The organism is Streptomyces sp. NPDC000345 (genome assembly GCF_042898825.1).
GTDB lineage: Bacteria > Actinomycetota > Actinomycetes > Streptomycetales > Streptomycetaceae > Streptomyces.
Genome location: NZ_JBIAZE010000002.1, coordinates 378873 through 396647, shown reverse-complemented (window position 1 = coordinate 396647; position 17775 = coordinate 378873). Strand labels below are relative to the sequence as shown.

The following is a 17775-nucleotide window of genomic DNA, read 5'->3' as shown; positions in this document are numbered from 1 at the left end:
GTGTCCGGCCGCTCCCTGCGAGCTGGAGCGGCCGGACGGGGACTACCGCGCCGTCACGACAGCGGCGGGTAGGCGTTCTGCATCAGCTGCTGGAACTGGGCCGAGAACCAGTGCCCGGACAGCGGGGCGTTCGGAAGAGCGCCGGACAGGTTGTTCCCGTTGCGCGGGTTGCCCGTGTACGTCGGGTCGCACATGCGGTCGAAGCCCTTGCCCTCGTCGTTCGCGATGGCGGAGCTGGAGCCGTCGGACTCGCCCGGCGGCTTCATCCACACGTACGCGTCGATCCCGGCGGCCGGTGCGGCCTGCGGGCGCTCGCCGAGGCCGGCGCCGGACTGGTTGCACCAGTTGCCGATGTGGATGCGACGGTCGTAGCGGCCGCCGTCGACGTAGGTGTCCACGCTGGTCGTGGCGCCCGGGCCGGTGGGCCGTGCGGAGCCGCCCCAGCCGTTGCGCGAGGTGTCGATCAGCATGCCGATGTTCGACCGGAAGCCGGTGGAGACCAGCTGGGTGCGGAAGGCCTGCGCGTACGACAGCTCGTCGACGTACCGGTTCCAGTCCACCCACTTCGACTCACGGACCGACTTGCCGGCCACCGAGTCGTTGATGGTGAAGTTGTTCTCCTTCAGGGCGCTGTAGTTCGCCGTGTTGGTGATGAAGCCGTGCACGTCGTCGACCGTCGCCCCTTCCGCGTTGGCGGCCTCGTAGAAGAGCTGGGCGGACGGGGCGAAGTTGTCGTCCCAGCCGAGCCAGCCGTGGTGACCGGCGTCGATGTAGTTGTAGACGTTGGGAATGGCGCCGAGCTTGTTCAGCGCGTAGCCGACGCCCTTCACGTAGTTGCCGTTGGCCTTCATGGTGTCGCAGGCCGCGGTGGCGGTGGGCCGGCTGCCGGTGTTGGTGACCAGGTTGGGCAGCGAGTCGATCTCGATGGTGGTGACGATCCGCAGACCGGCGTACTTGCTGTCGGCGAGGATCGCGGCGATCGGGTCGATGAACTGCGTCTTGTACTTGTCGATCTCCGTCGGACCGAGCTCACCGTTGGAGGCGAGGGCAGCGCAGTCGCGTCCGGGGAGGTCGTAGACGACCAGCTGGACGACCTCTTCGCCGCTCCCCTTCTGGGCGAGGGCCGCATCGAGGTGGGCGCGCAGGCCCATGCCGCCGTTGACGCCGTTGATGGCGGCGATGCGGTCCAGCCAGACGCCGGTGGGCTGGTTGGAGATGCGGGAGCCGCCCGTCTCGGCGGCCGCCTTCGCCGACCACTCCGGGTTCACGTACACCTTGGCACCGGCGTAGGGGTTGTCCACCCGGGTGGAGGGGGTGCCCGGGTCCGTCGGTGTGCCGGGGTCGGTGGGGGTGCCGGTGCCGCTGTCGACGTTGCAGGTCACGCCGTCGAGCGTGAACGTCGTGGGCACGGCGTTGGTGCCGCTGTAGGACCCCTGGAATCCGAAGCTGACCGAACCGCCGTTCGCCAGAGTCCCGTTGTAGGTCTCGTTGTTCGCGGTGACGGCCGTGCCGGACTGGGTGATCTTCGCGTTCCAGCCGCTGGTGATCTTCTGGTTGCCGGCGTACGCCCACTTCACCGACCAACTCGTCTTGGCGGCGGAGTTGTTGGTCACGGTGACGTTGGCGGTGAAGCCGGTGTCCCACTGGTTCTGCACCTTGTAGTCGACGGTGCAGGGGATCGCGGCGATGCCCGGATCCCCGGGGACCACCGCGAGCGCCGTCCCGGAGGCGCCGGCGACCAGCGCCAGCGCGGCGAGTATCGCTGTTCTGCTACGGCTCATGAGTGCGGGTTTCCTTGTCCGTTGCGGGTGTTGTCCGTTGCGGGAGTTGTCCGTTGCGGATGTTGTCCGTTCCCTTGGGTCGTGCGGCTCTTGCTGGGGTGGCGCCTATCCGTCGAGGGCGCGCAGATGGTCGCGCAGCCCGGTGCCGTACGCGGTGGGGGTGCCGTCGTAGCTGGAGATGAGGGACGGGCCGGAGGAGCAGTCCCAGGTGTTCCAGGTCCAGCCGAGGTAGGACAGGCCCCGGTCGTCGAACCACTTCATGACCTGGTCGACGAAGGCGTGCGCGCAGGTGTTCTCCCCGATCTCCCCGGCCACGAGCGGCACCTGGGCGGCGACGGGGGCGAGCGTGGAGTTCCAGCAGCTCTCGTTCGCACAGGAGTTGAAGTTGTAGACGTGGTACGCGGCGGCGAGATTGCCGGTCGGGTCCGTGGGCTTGTACGTGAGCCACTGACTGAGGTCGTTGGAGTAGGCGATCCCGCCGGCGAGGATCACGTTCCGGGCGCCGGTGGCCCGTACGGAGTCGACGAGATCCTGCATACCGGCGACCTCGTACCCGATGCCGGGGCAGGTGCCGCCGTCCCGCCAGCACTGCCAGGCCTGGGTGGTCGTGGAGGTCGCGCGGTCCGGGTAGGGCTCGTTGAACAGGTCGAACACGACGGCCTGGTCGTTCTTGAAGGTGTTCGCCACCGAGGTCCAGAACGACGGGGTGTACTGCATGTCGGGCATCGGCTTCTGGCAGCTGGCGTGCACGTCGGAGCAGCCGGCCGAGTTGCCGGTGTACTGGCCGTAGGTCCAGTGCAGTTCGACGACCGGTGTCATGCCGTGCGCCTCGACGCGGGCCACCAGGTCCTTGACCGCGTCGACGTAAGCGGCACCGCCGTAGGCGGAGTCGATGTTCGACAGGCCGAGCCAGCACTCCTCGTTGAGCGGGATGCGGACGGTGTCGACGTTCCAGGCGGCGATCGCCCGCACCGCCGCGTCGTCGACCGGGCCGTCCCAGATGCCGCGGCCCTGGACGCACATGAACTCGCCGCCGGAGCGGTTCACGCCGAGCAGCCGGCGGGTCGCGCCGTCGGCGTCCACGAGCTTGTTCCCGGATACGTGCAGCGCGGGCGGCGCGTCGCCGGTGTCCGGCGGGGTGCTGGGGGACGCGGTGGGGGTCGGGGTGGGCGTGGGGGTGGGATCACTGTCGACGTTGCACAGGGTGCCGTTGAGCTTGAACGCCGTCGGTACGGAGTTCGTCGCACCCTTCGAGGCGATGAAGCCCGCGCTGACGACGGCGCCCGAGCCGAGGGAACCGTTCCAGCTCTCGTTCGCCGCGGTGACGGTCGTACCCGACTGGGACCACTTGGCGCTCCAGCCCTGGGTGACCTGCTGCCCGTCGGCGAAGGCGAAGGTCAGGCTCCACGCGGACACGGGGGCCGCGTTGTTGGTGATCTTCACGGCACCCTGGAAGCCGGCGTCCCACTGGCCGGTGACGGAGTACTCCACCGTGCACGCGGGCGTGGCTCCCTGCGCCGTCATGACCGGCAGGGTCACACCCGTCCCGAGGGCGACCAGGCCGGCCATGGCTGAGAACACTGAACGAGGGGGGCGTCGCATGAGCGACTCCTTGCAGCTCAGCGCGTCGTGACGAACGCGTCGACTGATGGAATCGCTCCCACTGGTGTCTCGAAGCTAGCGCCAAGTCCCGGCAAAGAACAGGGGAGTCGCTGACTTTCCCTCAACTTACAGCGTCGAATCTTTTCGACTCTTCAAGCACCTTGACCGTTCACACGCCCGTCCTCACTATGGGAGCGCTCCCACTGGTTCAAGGCTTGTTGCTCCTCCCCCACCGCTCCGAGCCGCAAGGAGGAACCAGAACCATGGATCCCTCACGCAGACGCCGCCGGGCGCGGCGCCTGTGGACCGCCGTCGTGGCGGCCCTCGCGCTTCCCCTCGCCATGCTGAGCACGAGCTCGGCCCCCGCCCACGCGGCGGCACTTCAGTGCAGCGTGGACTACAAGACGAACGACTGGGGGTCCGGCTTCACCGCGGACCTGACCCTCACCAACCGCGGCACCGACCCCATCAGCGGCTGGACCCTGACGTACGCCTACACGGGCAACCAGAAGCTGTCGAACGGCTGGAACGGGACGTGGTCGCAGTCCGGCCAGCAGATCACGGTGAACAACGCCACCTACAACGGGACGATCGCGGCGGGTGCCGCGGTGAGCACCGGTGCGCAGTTCACCTACAGCGGCGCCAACGCCGCCCCCACGAGCTTCGCGGTCAACGGCACCACCTGCACCGGCGCGCATCAGCCGCCCGTCGCCGTGCTGACCAGTCCCGCCGCGGGCGCCGTGTACACGCAAGGGGACGCGGTGCCCCTCGCGGCGACCGCCGCGGCCGCCGACAACGCGACCGTCACCAAGGTCGAGTTCTACGACGACACGACCCTGCTCGGCACCGACACGAGCTCGCCCTACACCCTGTCGGCCTCCGGGTTGTCGGTGGGCAGTCATTCGCTGGTGGCGAAGGCCTACGACAGTCTGGGCGCGTCGGCGTCGTCGACGCCCGTCGGCATCACGGTCGCCTCGGGACCGGCCGTCGTCGCCTCCACGAACCAACTGGCGGTGCAGCAGGGCAAGACGGGCACCTACGAGCTGAAGCTGTCGACCCAGCCGTCGGCCGACGTGACCGTCACGACCGCCCGCACCGGCGGCAACACGGGCCTGACGGTCACCGGCGGCGCCACCCTCACCTTCACCCCGTCGAACTGGAGCACCGCCCAGAAGGTGACCGTCACCGCGAACGCCTCGGGCACGGGCGCGGCCACCTTCGAGTCGACCGCCACGGGGCACGCCAAGGCCTCGGTCACGGTCACCGAGATCGCCGGCAGCAAGGTGTACGACGCCCGCTTCCTGGACCTCTACGGCAAGATCACCAACCCCGCGAACGGCTACTTCTCCCCCGAGGGCATCCCGTACCACTCGGTGGAGACGCTGATCGTCGAGGCGCCGGACCAGGGCCATGAGACGACGTCGGAGGCCTACAGCTACCTTCTGTGGCTGCAGGCGATGTACGGCAAGGTGACGGGCGACTGGACCAAGTTCAACGGCGCCTGGGAGATCATGGAGAAGTACATGATCCCCACCCATGCCGACCAGCCGACGAACTCGTTCTACAACGCCTCGAAGCCGGCGACGTACGCGCCGGAACTGGACACGCCGAACGAGTATCCGGCGAAGCTGGACACGGGTGTGTCCGTGGGATCGGATCCGATCGCCGGTGAACTGAAGACCGCATACGGTACGGACGACGTCTACGGTATGCACTGGCTCCAGGACGTCGACAACGTCTACGGATACGGCAACGAGCCCGGCAAGTGCGAGGCCGGCCCGACCGCGACCGGACCGTCGTACATCAACACCTTCCAGCGCGGCGCGCAGGAGTCGGTGTGGGAGACGGTTCCGCAGCCCACCTGCGACGCCTTCACATACGGCGGCAGGAACGGGTATCTGGACCTGTTCACCGGTGACTCCTCCTACGCCAAGCAGTGGAAGTTCACCAACGCCCCGGATGCCGACGCGCGGGCCGTGCAGGCCGCGTACTGGGCGGACATCTGGGCGAAGGGGCAGGGCAAGGGCAGTGACGTGTCGGCAACCGTCGGCAAGGCCGCGAAGATGGGCGACTATCTGCGGTATGCGATGTACGACAAGTACTTCAAGAAGATCGGCAACTGTGTCGGTCCGACCGCGTGCCCGGCCGGCACCGGCAAGGACGCCTCGCACTACCTGCTCTCCTGGTACTACGCCTGGGGCGGCGCCACCGACACCAGCGCCGGCTGGGCCTGGCGGATCGGCTCCAGCCACACGCACGGCGGCTACCAGAACCCCCTGGCCGCCTACGCGCTGAGCAGTTACACCGACCTGAAGCCCAAGTCGGCGACGGGCCAGGCGGACTGGGCCAAGTCCCTCACCCGGCAGATGGAGTTCTACCGCTGGCTGCAGTCCAGCGAGGGCGCCATCGCGGGCGGCGCGACCAACAGCTGGGCAGGCCGCTACGCGACCCCGCCGGCCGGCACGCCGACCTTCTACGGCATGTACTACGACCAGCAGCCCGTCTACCACGACCCGCCGTCCAACCAGTGGTTCGGCTTCCAGGCGTGGTCGATGGAGCGGGTCGCCGAGTACTACCAGCAGACGGGGAACGCGCAGGCCAAAGCGGTCCTCGACAAATGGGTCGACTGGGCGCTGTCCAAGACCACGATCAACCCGGACGGCACCTTCCTCATCCCCTCCACCCTCCAGTGGTCGGGCCGTCCCGACACCTGGAACGCGTCGAGTCCAGGCGCCAACACCGCACTTCACGTCACCGTCGCCGACTACACCAACGACGTCGGCGTGGCCGCCGCGTACGCCAAGACACTGACCTACTACGCCGCCAAGTCCGGCGACACGGAGGCCAAGACGACCGCCAAGGCACTCCTGGACGGCATGTGGACCAACTACCAGGACAGCCTCGGCATCGCGGTCCCCGAGACCCGCGCCGACTACAACCGCTTCGACGACGGCGTGTACGTCCCGAGCGGCTGGAGCGGCACGATGCCGAACGGCGACACCGTCAACTCCTCCTCGACCTTCGCCTCGATCCGGTCCTTCTACGAGGACGACCCGGCCTGGTCGAAGATCGAGAGCTATCTCGCGGGCGGCGCCGCGCCCGTGTTCACGTACCACCGGTTCTGGGCCCAGGCCGACATCGCCCTGGCCATGGGCTCGTACGCGGAGCTCCTCGAATAAGTCCCCGCTAACGCTCCGCGTACCGCGCCGGGCGGCCCCTTCCCGCATGGGGGCCGCCCGGTAGTCGCACGTCAGCCCCCACACGCACCGCACCTTTGCGCACCGATCTCCTCCCACATGGCTTCGCGAGGAAGGACCCCCACCGTGCGAAGAAAGCGCATTCTGACGGCTGTGCTGGCGCTCGCCGCCGGCCTGCTCGCCGGCAGCCCGCCCGCCCTTGCCACCGACGCCGCGCCCGGGACGGCGCCGGCCGCCGAGTCGTACACCTGGAAGAACGCCCGGATCGACGGCGGCGGCTTCGTCCCGGGCATCGTCTTCAACCGCAAGGAGAAGAACCTCGCCTACGCGCGCACCGACATCGGGGGCGCCTACCGCTGGCAGGAGTCGGGCAAGACCTGGACACCGCTGCTGGACTCGGTCGGCTGGGCGGACTGGGGGCACACCGGCGTGGTGAGCCTGGCCTCCGACTCCGTCGACCCCGACAAGGTGTACGCGGCGGTCGGCACGTACACCAACAGCTGGGATCCGGGGAACGGCGCCGTGCTGCGTTCCGGGGACCGGGGCGCCAGCTGGCAGAAGACGGACCTGCCCTTCAAGCTGGGCGGGAACATGCCCGGCCGGGGCATGGGCGAGCGGCTCGCGGTCGACCCGAACAGGAACAGCGTGCTGTACCTGGGCGCGCCGAGCGGCAAGGGGCTGTGGCGGTCGACGGACTCGGGCGTCACCTGGTCGCAGGTGACGAACTTCCCCAACGTCGGCAATTACGTACAGGATCCCAGCGACACCAGCGGGTACGCGAGCGACAACCAGGGGATCGTCTGGGTCACCTTCGACGAGTCGACGGGCACGTCCGGTACGGCGACGAAGACGGTCTACGTCGGGGTCGCGGACAAGGACAACGCGGTGTACCGGTCGACGGATGCGGGGGCGACCTGGAGCCGGCTGGCCGGGCAGCCGACGGGATACCTGGCGCACAAGGGCGTACTGGACACCGCCAACGGCTATCTGTACATCGCATACAGCGACAAGGGCGGTCCGTACGACGGCGGCAAGGGCCGGCTGTGGCGGTACGCGACGGCGACCGGGACCTGGACCGACATCAGCCCGGTGGCGGAGGCCGACACCTACTACGGCTTCAGCGGGCTGACGGTGGACCGTCAGAAGCCCGGCACCGTCATGGCCACCGCGTACAGCTCCTGGTGGCCCGACACCCAGATCTTCCGCTCCACCGACAGCGGCGGGACCTGGACGAAGGCGTGGGACTACACGTCGTATCCCAACCGCTCGAACCGCTACACCATGGACGTCTCCTCGTCGCCCTGGCTGACCTGGGGCGCGAACCCCTCGCCGCCGGAGCAGACGCCCAAACTGGGCTGGATGACCGAGGCGTTGGAGATCGACCCGTTCAACTCCAGCCGCATGATGTACGGGACGGGCGCGACGATCTACGGCACGGAGAACCTGGCGAACTGGGACAGCGGCGGTCAGTTCACCGTCAGGCCGATGGTGCAGGGGCTGGAGGAGACGGCGGTCAACGACCTCGCCTCTCCCCCGGCCGGCGCCCCGCTGCTCAGCGCCCTCGGTGACGTCGGCGGCTTCCGGCACACCGATCTGACCAAGGTGCCGTCCATGATGTTCACCTCGCCGAACTTCACGACGACCACGAGTCTGGACTACGCGGAGACCAACCCGGACACGGTGGTGCGGGTCGGCAACCTGGACTCGGGCCCGCATGTGGCCTTCTCGACGGACAACGGCGCCAACTGGTTCGCGGGGACGGATCCTTCGGGGGTCAGCGGTGGCGGAACGGTCGCGGCGGCGGCCGACGGTAGCCGGTTCGTGTGGAGCCCGGCGGGTGCCGGGGTGCAGTACACGACCGGCTTCGGCTCGTCCTGGTCCGCGTCCGGCGGGCTCCCCTCCGGCGCGATCGTCGAGTCCGACCGGGTGGACCCCAAGACGTTCTACGGCTTCAAGTCCGGCAAGTTCTATGTGAGTTCCGACGGCGGTGCCACCTTCACGGCCTCGTCCGCGAGTGGTCTGCCCAGTGGTGACAGCGTGCGCTTCAAGGCGCTGCCGGGCGCCAAGGGCGATGTGTGGCTGGCGGGCGGGGCGAGCGACGGGGCGTACGGGCTGTGGCACTCCACGGACTCGGGCGCCACCTTCACCAAGCTGTCGACCGTCGAACAGGCCGACACGATCGGCTTCGGCAAGGCGGCGACGGGAGCCTCGTACCAGACGCTCTACACCAGCGCGAAGATCGCCGGGGTCCGTGGCATCTTCCGCTCGACGGACAAGGGCGCCACCTGGACGCGCATCAACGACGACGCCCATCAGTGGGGTTGGACGGGCGCGGCGATCACCGGTGACCCGCGGATCTACGGGCGTGTCTACGTGTCGACGAACGGCCGGGGTGTCGTCTACGGCGACACCTCCGACACCAGTGGAGGCGGCAGCGGGGGCGGCGGGACGGATCCCACGCCCACCCCGACCGGCGCCTGCGCGGTGACGTACACCATCACCAACCAGTGGTCCGGTGGCTTCCAGGCCGACGTGAAGCTCGCCAACACGGGCACGAGCGCCTGGTCCGGCTGGAGCCTCGGCTGGTCCTTCCCCAACGGCCAGACGATCTCGCAGCTGTGGAACGCCGGCTACACGCAGTCGGGTTCGGCGGTGACGGCGAAGAACGTCACCTGGAACGCCAATGTGGCGGCCGGCTCGTCCGTGAGCTTCGGCTTCACCGGCAGCTGGTCGGGCTCGAACGCGAAACCGGCGGCCTTCACCCTGGGGGACCAGAGCTGCACGGTCTCCTGAGCTGAGCCGAGCCGAGGGGCGCGCGCCGGGCACGCGCCCCTCGGTCGTGTCCACGGCGGGGAGCCGGCGCGATCATCGTGTACCGACGGTGCTGCCTCGGGAGCGGGGCGCGCGGGGGCCTTCGGCACGCGGGCAGCCGCTTGGCCTCCCGTGGGGAGCCGGGAGGAGCGGCGGGCCCCGCCGTTCAGGGGACGGCAGGGCCCGAGAGCGGGATACCACCCGGGGGTGGAGCGGGATCCCGTGCGAGACACCATGCACCACAAACCAGCCACAGAGATAGATCACGGCCGAAAATCGTAGGCCGGCGCGCGAACTCGTGCGGCGGAGGACGGGCTGACTCTTCGGCGGCGTCCGCATCGGTGCTGCTCCGCTTCAGCCTGCCGACCCGGGCGGGGCTTCGGTTCACGGCGTGTACACCGTCGGCCGTGGTGCCGTCGGCATTCCGTTGCCGATGAAGAAGCTCGGGTGCGGCGGCTGGTTGTATGCGGTGTTCTGCCAGGCCAGGCCGGTGCGGTACATCGTGTCGTGGAGCAGGGTCGTGATCTTCGTGGTCGTCTCGTACGGCGTGGAGTAGATCCTGAGTGCCGTGTTGCTGCTCGTCGGCCAGACGACCTCCTCGCGCCAGTCGCCGAGGATGTCGCCGGACAGGGCCGGGGTCGCCTTGGTGCTGTTGTTGGAGTGGACGTCCGAGCCGGTCAGCAGGCGGGTGTCGGAGGACGTGCCGTACTTGTCGATGTGGGTGCCGTCCAGCAGCTCACGGGTGGTGTCGGCGTCCCACCAGGAGAGGAAGTTGACGGAGGACGGTTCACGGCCCTTGGTGGCGCCCGCCTCGTCGCGGATGGAGGAGTCGGAGGCGGACCAGACCTCGGCTCCGTCGTTGCCCGCCCAGATGTCGCCGGCGACGCCGCGGCCGTTGTCGCAGCAGGCGGCGAGCTGCCAGTTGACGGTCCCGTCGGCCGGGTTGATGTACAGCTCGGCGGGCTGGCCGGCGGACTCCGAGACCTTGAAGTACTCCAGGCCCGCGTGGGACGGGTCGAGGTCGCCGAGGTGCTGGGCGTCGCCGTGGCCGGTCTTCGTCGTCCACAGACCGTTGCCGTTTTCGTCGACCGCCATCGCGCCGTAGACGATCTCGTCCTTGCCGTCACGGTCGACGTCACCGACGGAGAGGCTGTGCGAACCCTGTCCGTCGTAGCCCTTGCCGCTGTTGGTGGAGGAGTTGGTGTCGAAGGTCCAGCGGCGGGTGAAGGCGCCGCCTCGCCAGTCCCAGGCCGCGATCACCGTGCGCGTGTAGTAGCCGCGGGCCATGATCAGGGAGGGGCGGGAGCCGTCCAGGTAGGCGGTCCCGGCGAGGAAGCGGTCGACGCGGTTGCCGTAGGAGTCGCCCCAGGAGGAGACCGTGCCGCGGGCCGGGACGTAGTCGACGCTCTGCATCGCCTTGCCGGTCTGGCCGTTGAACATGGTCAGGTACTCGGGGCCGGACAGGACGTATCCGCTGGAGTTGCGGTGGTCGGCCGAGGAACTGCCGATCACCGTGCCGGTGCCGTCGACCGTGCCGTCGGCGGTCTTCAGGGCGACCTCGGCCTTGCCGTCGCCGTCGTAGTCGTACACCTGGAACTGGGTGTAGTGGGCGCCGGAGCGGATGTTGCGGCCCAGGTCGATGCGCCACAGGCGGGTGCCGTCGAGCTTGATCCCGTCGAGGATCGTGTTGCCGGTGTAGCCGGACTGGGAGTTGTCCTTGGCGTTCGTCGGCTGCCACTTGAGGACGAAGTCCAGGGCGCCGTCGCCGTCCAGATCGCCGATCGAGGCGTCGTTCGCCTCGTAGCTGTACGACACGCCGTCCGGGGTCGTGCCGCCCGCCGGCGGGGTGATGGGGACGTCCTTGTAACCGGTGCGCAACTGCACCGCGTGGACGGAGTCGGCCTGTTCGACGCCGTTGACGACGGCGCGGACCGTGTAGTCGGCCTGTGCGGGGGCGCCGGAGTGGAAGTAGTTGGTGGAGCCGGTCACGGGGGTCGAGTTGACCTTCGTGCCGGCCCGGTAGACGTTGAAGGAGACGCTGTCGGGGTCGGTGCCGAGCCAGCGCCAGCTGACGAGGTTGCCGCTGTCGGTGTGGACGCTGACGACCCCCCGGTCGAGGGCCTCGACCTGGCGGGCGGTGGCGGCCTCGGCCGTGCCGGTGCCGAGCGCGGTCAGGCCGGCGGCGACCAGGGCCACGGCGGCTGTCGTCGCCGCGAGGAGGGCGCGGCGTCTGCGGTGCGGGTGCTGCACGGGACGAACCTCCAGAGAGGACGGACGGGTTCCGCACTCCAGTCGCCACGGGGTGCGGCCGAGTTGCCCTGTCTTTCGGCCAGTTCGGCCGCCGTACGAGCGATCCGCCCGGGCCGTTCGACGCGGTGCCGGAACAGCCGCTGGTGGACGTCGCGCTCAGGGAGTTCGTCCACGCGTCCGCGGAACCGGCGGCTTGCGGAACGCCCGTAGGGTGAACTCCGGCTCCGGCCGCGGCCGGTCCTGGTCGGGCAGGGCCGCGAGACGGGCGGCGAACTCGTCGGCGAGGGGGTGTCCGGGCGGCAGGGTGACGAACCAGCCGCGCCGCAGATCGGCGATCGCCCGGCGCGGGCTGCGGCCCTGCCCCCGGCCGGGAAAACGGGCGCGCCCGGCCGGGACCAGACCGCAGCCGACGGCGTACGCCTCGACGAGCGCGTCGGCGTCGGACGCGGGGCGGGGCGGGCGGGAGGCGAGGACACCGTCGATGTCGCTGCCCACGTTGTGCGAGGCGCCCTTGTCGACGGTGGTGATGTAGACCCCGCCCGGCCTCAGCACCCGGGCGCACTCGGCGACGATCCGCCGTACGTCCCGGGCGTCGTCGACGAGGTGCAGCAGCCACACGCTGCTCACGGCGTCGAACCGCGCCTCCCGGAAGGGGAGGTGGCGGCTGTCGGCGCGCACGATCGCGCCGGGCAGCCGGGCGGCGGCCTGCCGGGCCATCGCGGGCGACAGGTCGACGCCCGTCACGCGCAGGGCGTCGCCCGCGGCCGCGAGCCGCCGGGTGACGATGCCCGTGCCGCAGGCGACGTCCAGCAGACTGCGCGCACCGGGCGGCAGCAGGCCCAGGACGGCCTCCGCGGCGGCGGCCGCGCGGGGCTCACCGCCGCGCGAGGCGTCGTAGCGTTCGGCTTCCTTGTCGTAGTCCAGCACCCGCCCTCCCGTTCCGCCCGTCGGCCGAATGCCAGCTGCGACCCGCCGCAGGGGCACATACCGCGGACCGCAGGCCCGCCGACCGCGGACCGCAGACCGCAGACCGCAGACCGCAGACCGGGTGCCGTATGCCGGATGTCGCAGACTGTATGCCGTCGCCTCGCGTCAGTATGCCGTCGCCCGCCTCAGTGCGCGCCGTGTCCGGCGGCCGCCTCCTCCACCCGGCGGGCGAGCCGGAAGTCGAGTTCGGTGACGGCGCCGCCCACGCTGTGGGTGTTCACGGAGAGGGAGACCGTGTTGTAGCCGAGGGTGAGGTCCGAATGGTGGTCGAGGTCTTCCTGGATCTGCGCGACATGGACGACCAGGGCCGTCGCGGCGAAGTGGGAGACCAGCCGGTAGGAGCGGGTGAGACGGTCGCCGTCCAGCGACCAGCCCGGCAGCTCCGACAGACGGTCCTCGATCTCCTTCTGCGACAACGGTTCCACGGCCATGGTCCGACTCCCTTCCTGGTGTCGCGTACCTGTCCAGCCTGCCAGGCCTCAGGTCAGCGCGCTCTCGGCCGCGAAGTCGTCCGCGAGCGCGGCGATGCGGGCGCGGCCCTCCACCTGACGCAGCCAGGCGTGCGGCAGACCGTGGTCGCCGTGCCGGGTGCCGAGCAGGTTGCCGCAGATCGAGCCAGTGGAGTCGCTGTCGCCCGAGTGGTTGACCGACAGCAGCAGGGCCTGCTCGACGTCGGCGTGTGCCAGGGCCGCGTAGACGCCGATCGCGAGGGCCTCCTCGGCGATCCAGCCGGCGCCGAGCCGCTCCACCTTCTCGGCGGTGGGGTCGCCCTCCGCCGCCAGGTCCAGGGCCCGCCCGAGGGCCGTACTGGTCTCCTCGTGCCCGGGGTACCGGGCCAGCAGCCGCAGGGCGCGCAGTACGGCGCCCTCGACCGACTCCCCGTCCGTCAGGTGCGAGACGATCGCGGCGAGCGCCCCGGCCGCGTAGTAGCCGGTGGGGTGGCCGTGGGTCATCTGGGCGCACACGGCGGCGAGGCGGAACGCGGTGTCGGCAGGGGTGCCGGTGAGGCCGAAGGGCGCCGACCGCATGACGCCGCCGCAGCCCTTGGAGTCCGGGTTGACCGGTCCCGGCGGGCCCAGCTCGGCCCAGGTGTCGGGGACGAAGTCCTGCTCCAGGCCGCTCAGGCAGGCGTTGCCCGGGGCCCGGCGGGCGTACAGCCAGGGCTCGGCGACGAGGCCGCCGGCCGGGCCGGCGTAGCCGTGAGCGGTGGGTCCGCCGTCGGGCGCCGGTACGCGCTGGGTGTGCAGCCATCGCTCGTAGGCCCAGCGCACCAGCCGGGGGCCGCCCCCGCCGATCCCCCGCTCGCGCTCACGCCGGAGCGCCTGCTCGATGCCCTCCGCGCCGAACAGCGTCATCTGCGTGTCGTCGCTGATCCGGCCGACCACGCCGGCCGCGTCCGGCACGAGCCCGGTGACGCCCCGCTCGCCGTGCCGGGCGCGGATACGGCCGAGGGAGTCGAACTCCACCGGGTAGCCGAGCGCGTCCCCGAGCGCCCCGCCGAGCAGACAGCCACGCACCCGTGCCCGGTACAGCGCCTCGGCCTCGAACGTGAACCTCCGCGGAATCCACGGCACGGTCGTCCACCCACCTCTCGTCTGCGGCCCTGCGCCGGCTTCTCGACTACGGTCGTACGTATGGGCATTGTCGCGACCAGTACGAACGCGCCGTTCACCGCCCCCGCCGAGCGGGGCGTGGGTCCGCTGCTGCGGGCCTGGCGGGAGCGGCGGCGGGTCAGCCAGCTGGAGCTCGCGCTGCGGGCCGGGTCCTCGGCCCGGCACATCAGTTTCGTGGAGACGGGCCGCTCCCGGCCCAGCGAGGAGATGGTGCTGCGACTGGCCGAGCACCTGGAGGTACCCGTGCGGGAGCGCAACGCGCTGCTGCTGGCGGCCGGTCACGCCCCGCACTACGCGCAGACCCCGCTGGACGACCCGGCGCTGGACGTGCTGCGCACCGGCCTGGAGCGGCTCATCCAGGGCTATGAGCCCTACCCGGCGCTGGTGGTGGACGCGAGGTACGACGTCGTGGCCGCCAACCGCGGGATCGCCATGCTGCTGGAGGGCGTCCCGGAGTCCCTGCTCGCGCCGCCGCTGAACGCGATGCGGCTCACGCTCCATCCGCGGGGTCTCGCACCCCGCATCCGCAACCTGCCCGAGTGGCGCGGCCATCTCCTCGCCCAGATGGAGCGTCAGATCGCCCTGCACCGCTCGGCCCCGCTGCGCGCGCTGTACGAGGAGGTCGCCGCCTACCCGGTGCCGGAGTACACAGGCGACGGCGAACCGGACGGTCCCGTGCCGCACTTCGCGCTGCCGATGCGGATCGAGCACGACGGGCGGACACTGTCGTTCATCTCTTCGATCTCCACCTTCAACACGCCCCTGGACGTGACCGTCGCCGAGCTGGCCATCGAGACGTTCCTCCCGGCCGACCCGGCGACGGTCAAGTACCTTCAGTCATCGTTGGATTGACGGTTCGTCAATAAATGCTGGGCTGCGTCGTCTTCAGGGCGAAGTGCTGGAGTGCGGCGAAGCAGGTCACCGTCAGCGCCTGCAGCACCGTCCACACCGCGCCCGCCGAGGTCGGAGAGAGCCAGAAGGCGAGTGCGACGCAACTGAGGACCGACCAGGCGAGGTTGGCCTCCACCACCAGCCGCACCGGCAGCGGTGCCGGGCGGCCACGGGAAGCCAGCACGCCCACGGCCCCGGCGAACACCACCAGGAAAACCCCCAGTTCGCGCAGCAGCGCGCCGTCGACGCCGAGCAGACGCCCGAGCGGGCCGGACACGACGAGGTACGCGAGGCCGTTGACACCGGTCACCACGGCGTCCAGGGCCAGGAAGCGGCGTAGCGCGGTGTGCGGCTCCGCGGTGCGGGCGAGGGCGGTGAGCGGGGCGGACCGGGTTCCGGACATGGTGAATCACCCTCCGTCGGGGTCGTGGTCGTCCACCGGTGGTGGCGGGGACCCGGGTTCCGGGCCGGAGTGCGCCGGCCCGGAACCCGGTGACTCCACGATCCCGGCCGAGGCCGGTCGGGTCGATTACCCCTGACGTCATGCGTGGCGGGGACCTCACCTCCGTACCTGTGAGACCGCGGCCGGAACATGACAGACTGGCCCGCGTGCCTCGACACGTAGGGGAGACGTGGCGTGAGTGAACGGCGGCCCGCGCCTACGGTGGGCCAGGTGGTACTCGGCAGACGGCTGCAGGAGTTGCGTGAGGCGGCCGGCCTCGGTCGCGAGGAGGCGGCCCGCGCGCTGCGCGTGGCTCCCGCGACCGTGCGGCGCATGGAGACGGCCGAGGTCGCGCTGAAGATCCCGTACGTGCAGGTGCTGCTGGAGACGTACGGCGTTCCCGCGGGCGAGGCCGAGGCGTTCGTGCGGCTGGCCGAGGAGGCCAACCTGCCCGGCTGGTGGCAGCGCTTCCACGACGTGCTGCCGGAGTGGTTCAGCCTGTATGTGAGCCTGGAGGGCGCGGCACGGCTGATCCGCAGTTACGAACCGCACTTCGTGCCGGGCCTGTTGCAGACCGAGAGGTACGCGCGCGCCGTCCTGGAGGCCGGGACGGTCGGGCGGACGCGGCCGGACGCGATCGAGCGGCACGTGTCTCTGCGCATGGCCCGGCAGCAGCTGCTGGACGGCCCCAACCCGCCGCACCTGTGGGCGGTGATGGACGAGACGGTGCTGCTGCGCCCGGTCTGCGAGGACCCCTCCGTCATGCGCGAACAGCTGGACAAGCTGCTGGAGTTGGCCGAGCGCGACCGGATCACCCTGCAGATCGCCGCGTTCGCCGACGGCCCCCACCCGGGGACGGCCGCGCCCTTCTCGCTCTTCCGTTTCGCCGAGCCGGAGCTGCCCGACATGGTCGTCACCGAGTACCTGACCGGCGCCCTCTACCTCGACTCCCGCACGGAGGTCTCCGCGCATCTGGAGGTCCTCGACCACCTGACGACGCACGCCGCTTCCGCCCAGGAGACGCGGAAGATCCTGCGGGACGTCCGCGAAACCCTCTGAGCCCCAAGGAAGCGGACCCGGGATCCACCACGGCACGGACCGGACCCCCTACCGCGCCGGCCTGGGGACGGCACCGACCAGAACAGCACGGACCACACAGCACGGCCCACGACAGCACGGCCCACGGCGGCCCCACGCGCGAGGAGAAAAGCCCGTATGACCGGATCCGAGGCCGGGAAGGCGCCCGTCCGCATCGACACCAGCAGGCCCCACCCGGCGCGTGTCTACGACTGGTGGCTGGGCGGCAAGGACAACTACCCGGTGGACGAGGAACTGGCCCGGAAGATCCTCGCCGTGGACGGCACGGTGCTGCGCGGGGCACGCGCCAACCGCCGCTTCATGCAGCGGGCCGTGCGTGCCGCCGCCGAGGCCGGGATACGCCAGTTCCTGGACATCGGCACGGGCATCCCCACCGAGCCCAACCTGCACCAGGTGGCCCAGGGTGTGGCGCCGGAGGCGAGGGTGGTGTACGCCGACAACGACCCGATCGTGCTGCGGCACGCGGAGGCCCTGCTGCACGGAACGGCCGAGGGCTCCACGCAGTACGTGCACGCCGACGTCCGCGACCTCGAGACGCTGCTGGCGCGGGCCGCGGAGTCCCTCGACCTCGGCCGGCCGGTGTCGCTGTCGCTGGTGGCGCTCACGCACTACCTGGACGACAGCGCCCCCGACCTGGTGCGGGAGTACATGGCGAGGCTCGCCCCCGGCAGCTGGCTGATCCTCTCCCAGGTGACCCCGGACCTCAGCCCGGAGGCCATGGAGAACGCGGCGAACCACTTCCGCCGCAGCGGCACTCCCTTCTTCCCGCGCTCCCTCGCCGAGTTCGCCCACTTCTTCGAGGGCCTGGACCTGCTCGGCCCGGGCCTGATCCCGGTCTCGGGCTGGCGGCCGGACCCGGAGGACGTGGCGGCGCAGGCGGAAGGCATCGTGCCGGTGTACGCGGGGGTCGCCCGCAAGCCCTGACCGGTACCGGTGCGGATGCCGTGACCGGTACCGGTGCGGATGCCGTGGACGGCACCCGTGCGGACGCCCCGGGCGCTGTCCGTGCGGGTGCCGTGGTCCTGGCCGACGCCGGCCCGCCCTCCGCGGCCGTACACCCGGACGGGCGCCGTGGACAGGTGCGCCGGTCCCCGCGCCCCTAG

At 70.6% G+C, this 17775-nt stretch carries 12 protein-coding genes; 5 read left to right on the top strand and 7 right to left on the bottom strand.

Translation table 11 applies throughout. The features are described from left to right. Positions 1–53 precede the first annotated feature (53 nt). Both ACFY30_RS06265 and ACFY30_RS06260 read right to left on the bottom strand, forming a co-directional pair. Positions 54–1781, bottom strand: coding sequence for a glycoside hydrolase family 6 protein (locus ACFY30_RS06265; RefSeq protein WP_390843981.1), 1728 nt, complete (start codon positions 1779–1781; stop codon positions 54–56). A gap of 105 nt (positions 1782–1886) precedes the next feature. Next, entirely contained in the window at positions 1887–3383 is a 1497-nt protein-coding gene (locus ACFY30_RS06260) for a cellulase family glycosylhydrolase (protein ID WP_390843980.1), read from the bottom strand. A gap of 263 nt (positions 3384–3646) precedes the next feature. Here ACFY30_RS06260 and ACFY30_RS06255 point away from each other — a divergent pair, with 263 nt between their 5' ends. Together ACFY30_RS06255 and ACFY30_RS06250 are read left to right on the top strand one after the other, a co-directional pair. Next, positions 3647–6562, top strand: a complete 2916-nt coding sequence (locus ACFY30_RS06255; RefSeq protein WP_390843979.1) for a glycoside hydrolase family 48 protein — start codon at positions 3647–3649, stop codon at positions 6560–6562. Between the two features lie 144 nt (positions 6563–6706). Next, positions 6707–9373, top strand: coding sequence for a cellulose binding domain-containing protein (locus tag ACFY30_RS06250; RefSeq protein WP_390843978.1), 2667 nt, complete (start codon positions 6707–6709; stop codon positions 9371–9373). Positions 9374–9775: 402 nt separating this feature from the next. Here ACFY30_RS06250 and ACFY30_RS06245 read toward each other — a convergent pair whose 3' ends face one another. The 4 genes from ACFY30_RS06245 to ACFY30_RS06230 all read right to left on the bottom strand — a co-directional run bounded on the left by ACFY30_RS06245 (position 9776) and on the right by ACFY30_RS06230 (position 14202). Beyond that, positions 9776–11641 (bottom strand): rhamnogalacturonan lyase, encoded by a 1866-nt coding sequence (locus ACFY30_RS06245; RefSeq protein ID WP_390843977.1) that lies wholly within the window; start codon positions 11639–11641, stop codon positions 9776–9778. Between the two features lie 156 nt (positions 11642–11797). Beyond that, positions 11798–12568, bottom strand: coding sequence for a class I SAM-dependent methyltransferase (locus tag ACFY30_RS06240; protein ID WP_390843976.1), 771 nt, complete (start codon positions 12566–12568; stop codon positions 11798–11800). 185 nt (positions 12569–12753) lie between these two features. Then, positions 12754–13059: a 4a-hydroxytetrahydrobiopterin dehydratase gene (locus ACFY30_RS06235; RefSeq protein ID WP_390843975.1), complete on the bottom strand. Its 306-nt coding sequence runs from the start codon at positions 13057–13059 to the stop codon at positions 12754–12756. Positions 13060–13107: 48 nt separating this feature from the next. Beyond that, a complete protein-coding gene (locus tag ACFY30_RS06230; RefSeq protein ID WP_390843974.1) occupies positions 13108–14202 on the bottom strand; it encodes an ADP-ribosylglycohydrolase family protein in 1095 nt (364 codons plus the stop codon). A gap of 60 nt (positions 14203–14262) precedes the next feature. On the opposite strand from ACFY30_RS06230, the gene ACFY30_RS06225 reads away from it, so the two are divergent. After that, the gene (locus tag ACFY30_RS06225) at positions 14263–15093 is read left to right on the top strand and encodes a helix-turn-helix domain-containing protein (RefSeq protein ID WP_390843973.1); all 831 of its coding nucleotides are present in this window, start codon (positions 14263–14265) and stop codon (positions 15091–15093) included. 7 nt (positions 15094–15100) lie between these two features. Here ACFY30_RS06225 and ACFY30_RS06220 read toward each other — a convergent pair whose 3' ends face one another. Further along, positions 15101–15535: a hypothetical protein gene (locus ACFY30_RS06220; RefSeq protein WP_390843972.1), complete on the bottom strand. Its 435-nt coding sequence runs from the start codon at positions 15533–15535 to the stop codon at positions 15101–15103. 234 nt (positions 15536–15769) lie between these two features. Between ACFY30_RS06220 and ACFY30_RS06215 the strand changes: the two genes are divergently transcribed. Together ACFY30_RS06215 and ACFY30_RS06210 are read left to right on the top strand one after the other, a co-directional pair. Further along, entirely contained in the window at positions 15770–16633 is an 864-nt protein-coding gene (locus tag ACFY30_RS06215; RefSeq protein WP_390843971.1) for a helix-turn-helix domain-containing protein, read from the top strand. Positions 16634–16789: 156 nt separating this feature from the next. Continuing rightward, complete coding sequence (locus ACFY30_RS06210) at positions 16790–17596, top strand: SAM-dependent methyltransferase (RefSeq protein ID WP_390843970.1); 807 nt, start codon at positions 16790–16792, stop codon at positions 17594–17596. Positions 17597–17775: the final 179 nt, after the last annotated feature.

Bases quoted from the DNA above. Each gene is read 5' to 3' on its own strand.
- ACFY30_RS06265 (WP_390843981.1), bottom strand. From the start codon at position 1,781: ATGAGCCGTAGCAGAACAGCGATACTCGCCGCGCTGGCGCTGGTCGCC.
- ACFY30_RS06210 (WP_390843970.1), top strand. From the start codon at position 16,790: ATGACCGGATCCGAGGCCGGGAAGGCGCCCGTCCGCATCGACACCAGC.
- ACFY30_RS06220 (WP_390843972.1), bottom strand. From the start codon at position 15,535: ATGTCCGGAACCCGGTCCGCCCCGCTCACCGCCCTCGCCCGCACCGCG.
- ACFY30_RS06255 (WP_390843979.1), top strand. From the start codon at position 3,647: ATGGATCCCTCACGCAGACGCCGCCGGGCGCGGCGCCTGTGGACCGCC.
- ACFY30_RS06225 (WP_390843973.1), top strand. From the start codon at position 14,263: ATGGGCATTGTCGCGACCAGTACGAACGCGCCGTTCACCGCCCCCGCC.
- ACFY30_RS06235 (WP_390843975.1), bottom strand. From the start codon at position 13,059: ATGGCCGTGGAACCGTTGTCGCAGAAGGAGATCGAGGACCGTCTGTCG.
- ACFY30_RS06260 (WP_390843980.1), bottom strand. From the start codon at position 3,383: ATGCGACGCCCCCCTCGTTCAGTGTTCTCAGCCATGGCCGGCCTGGTC.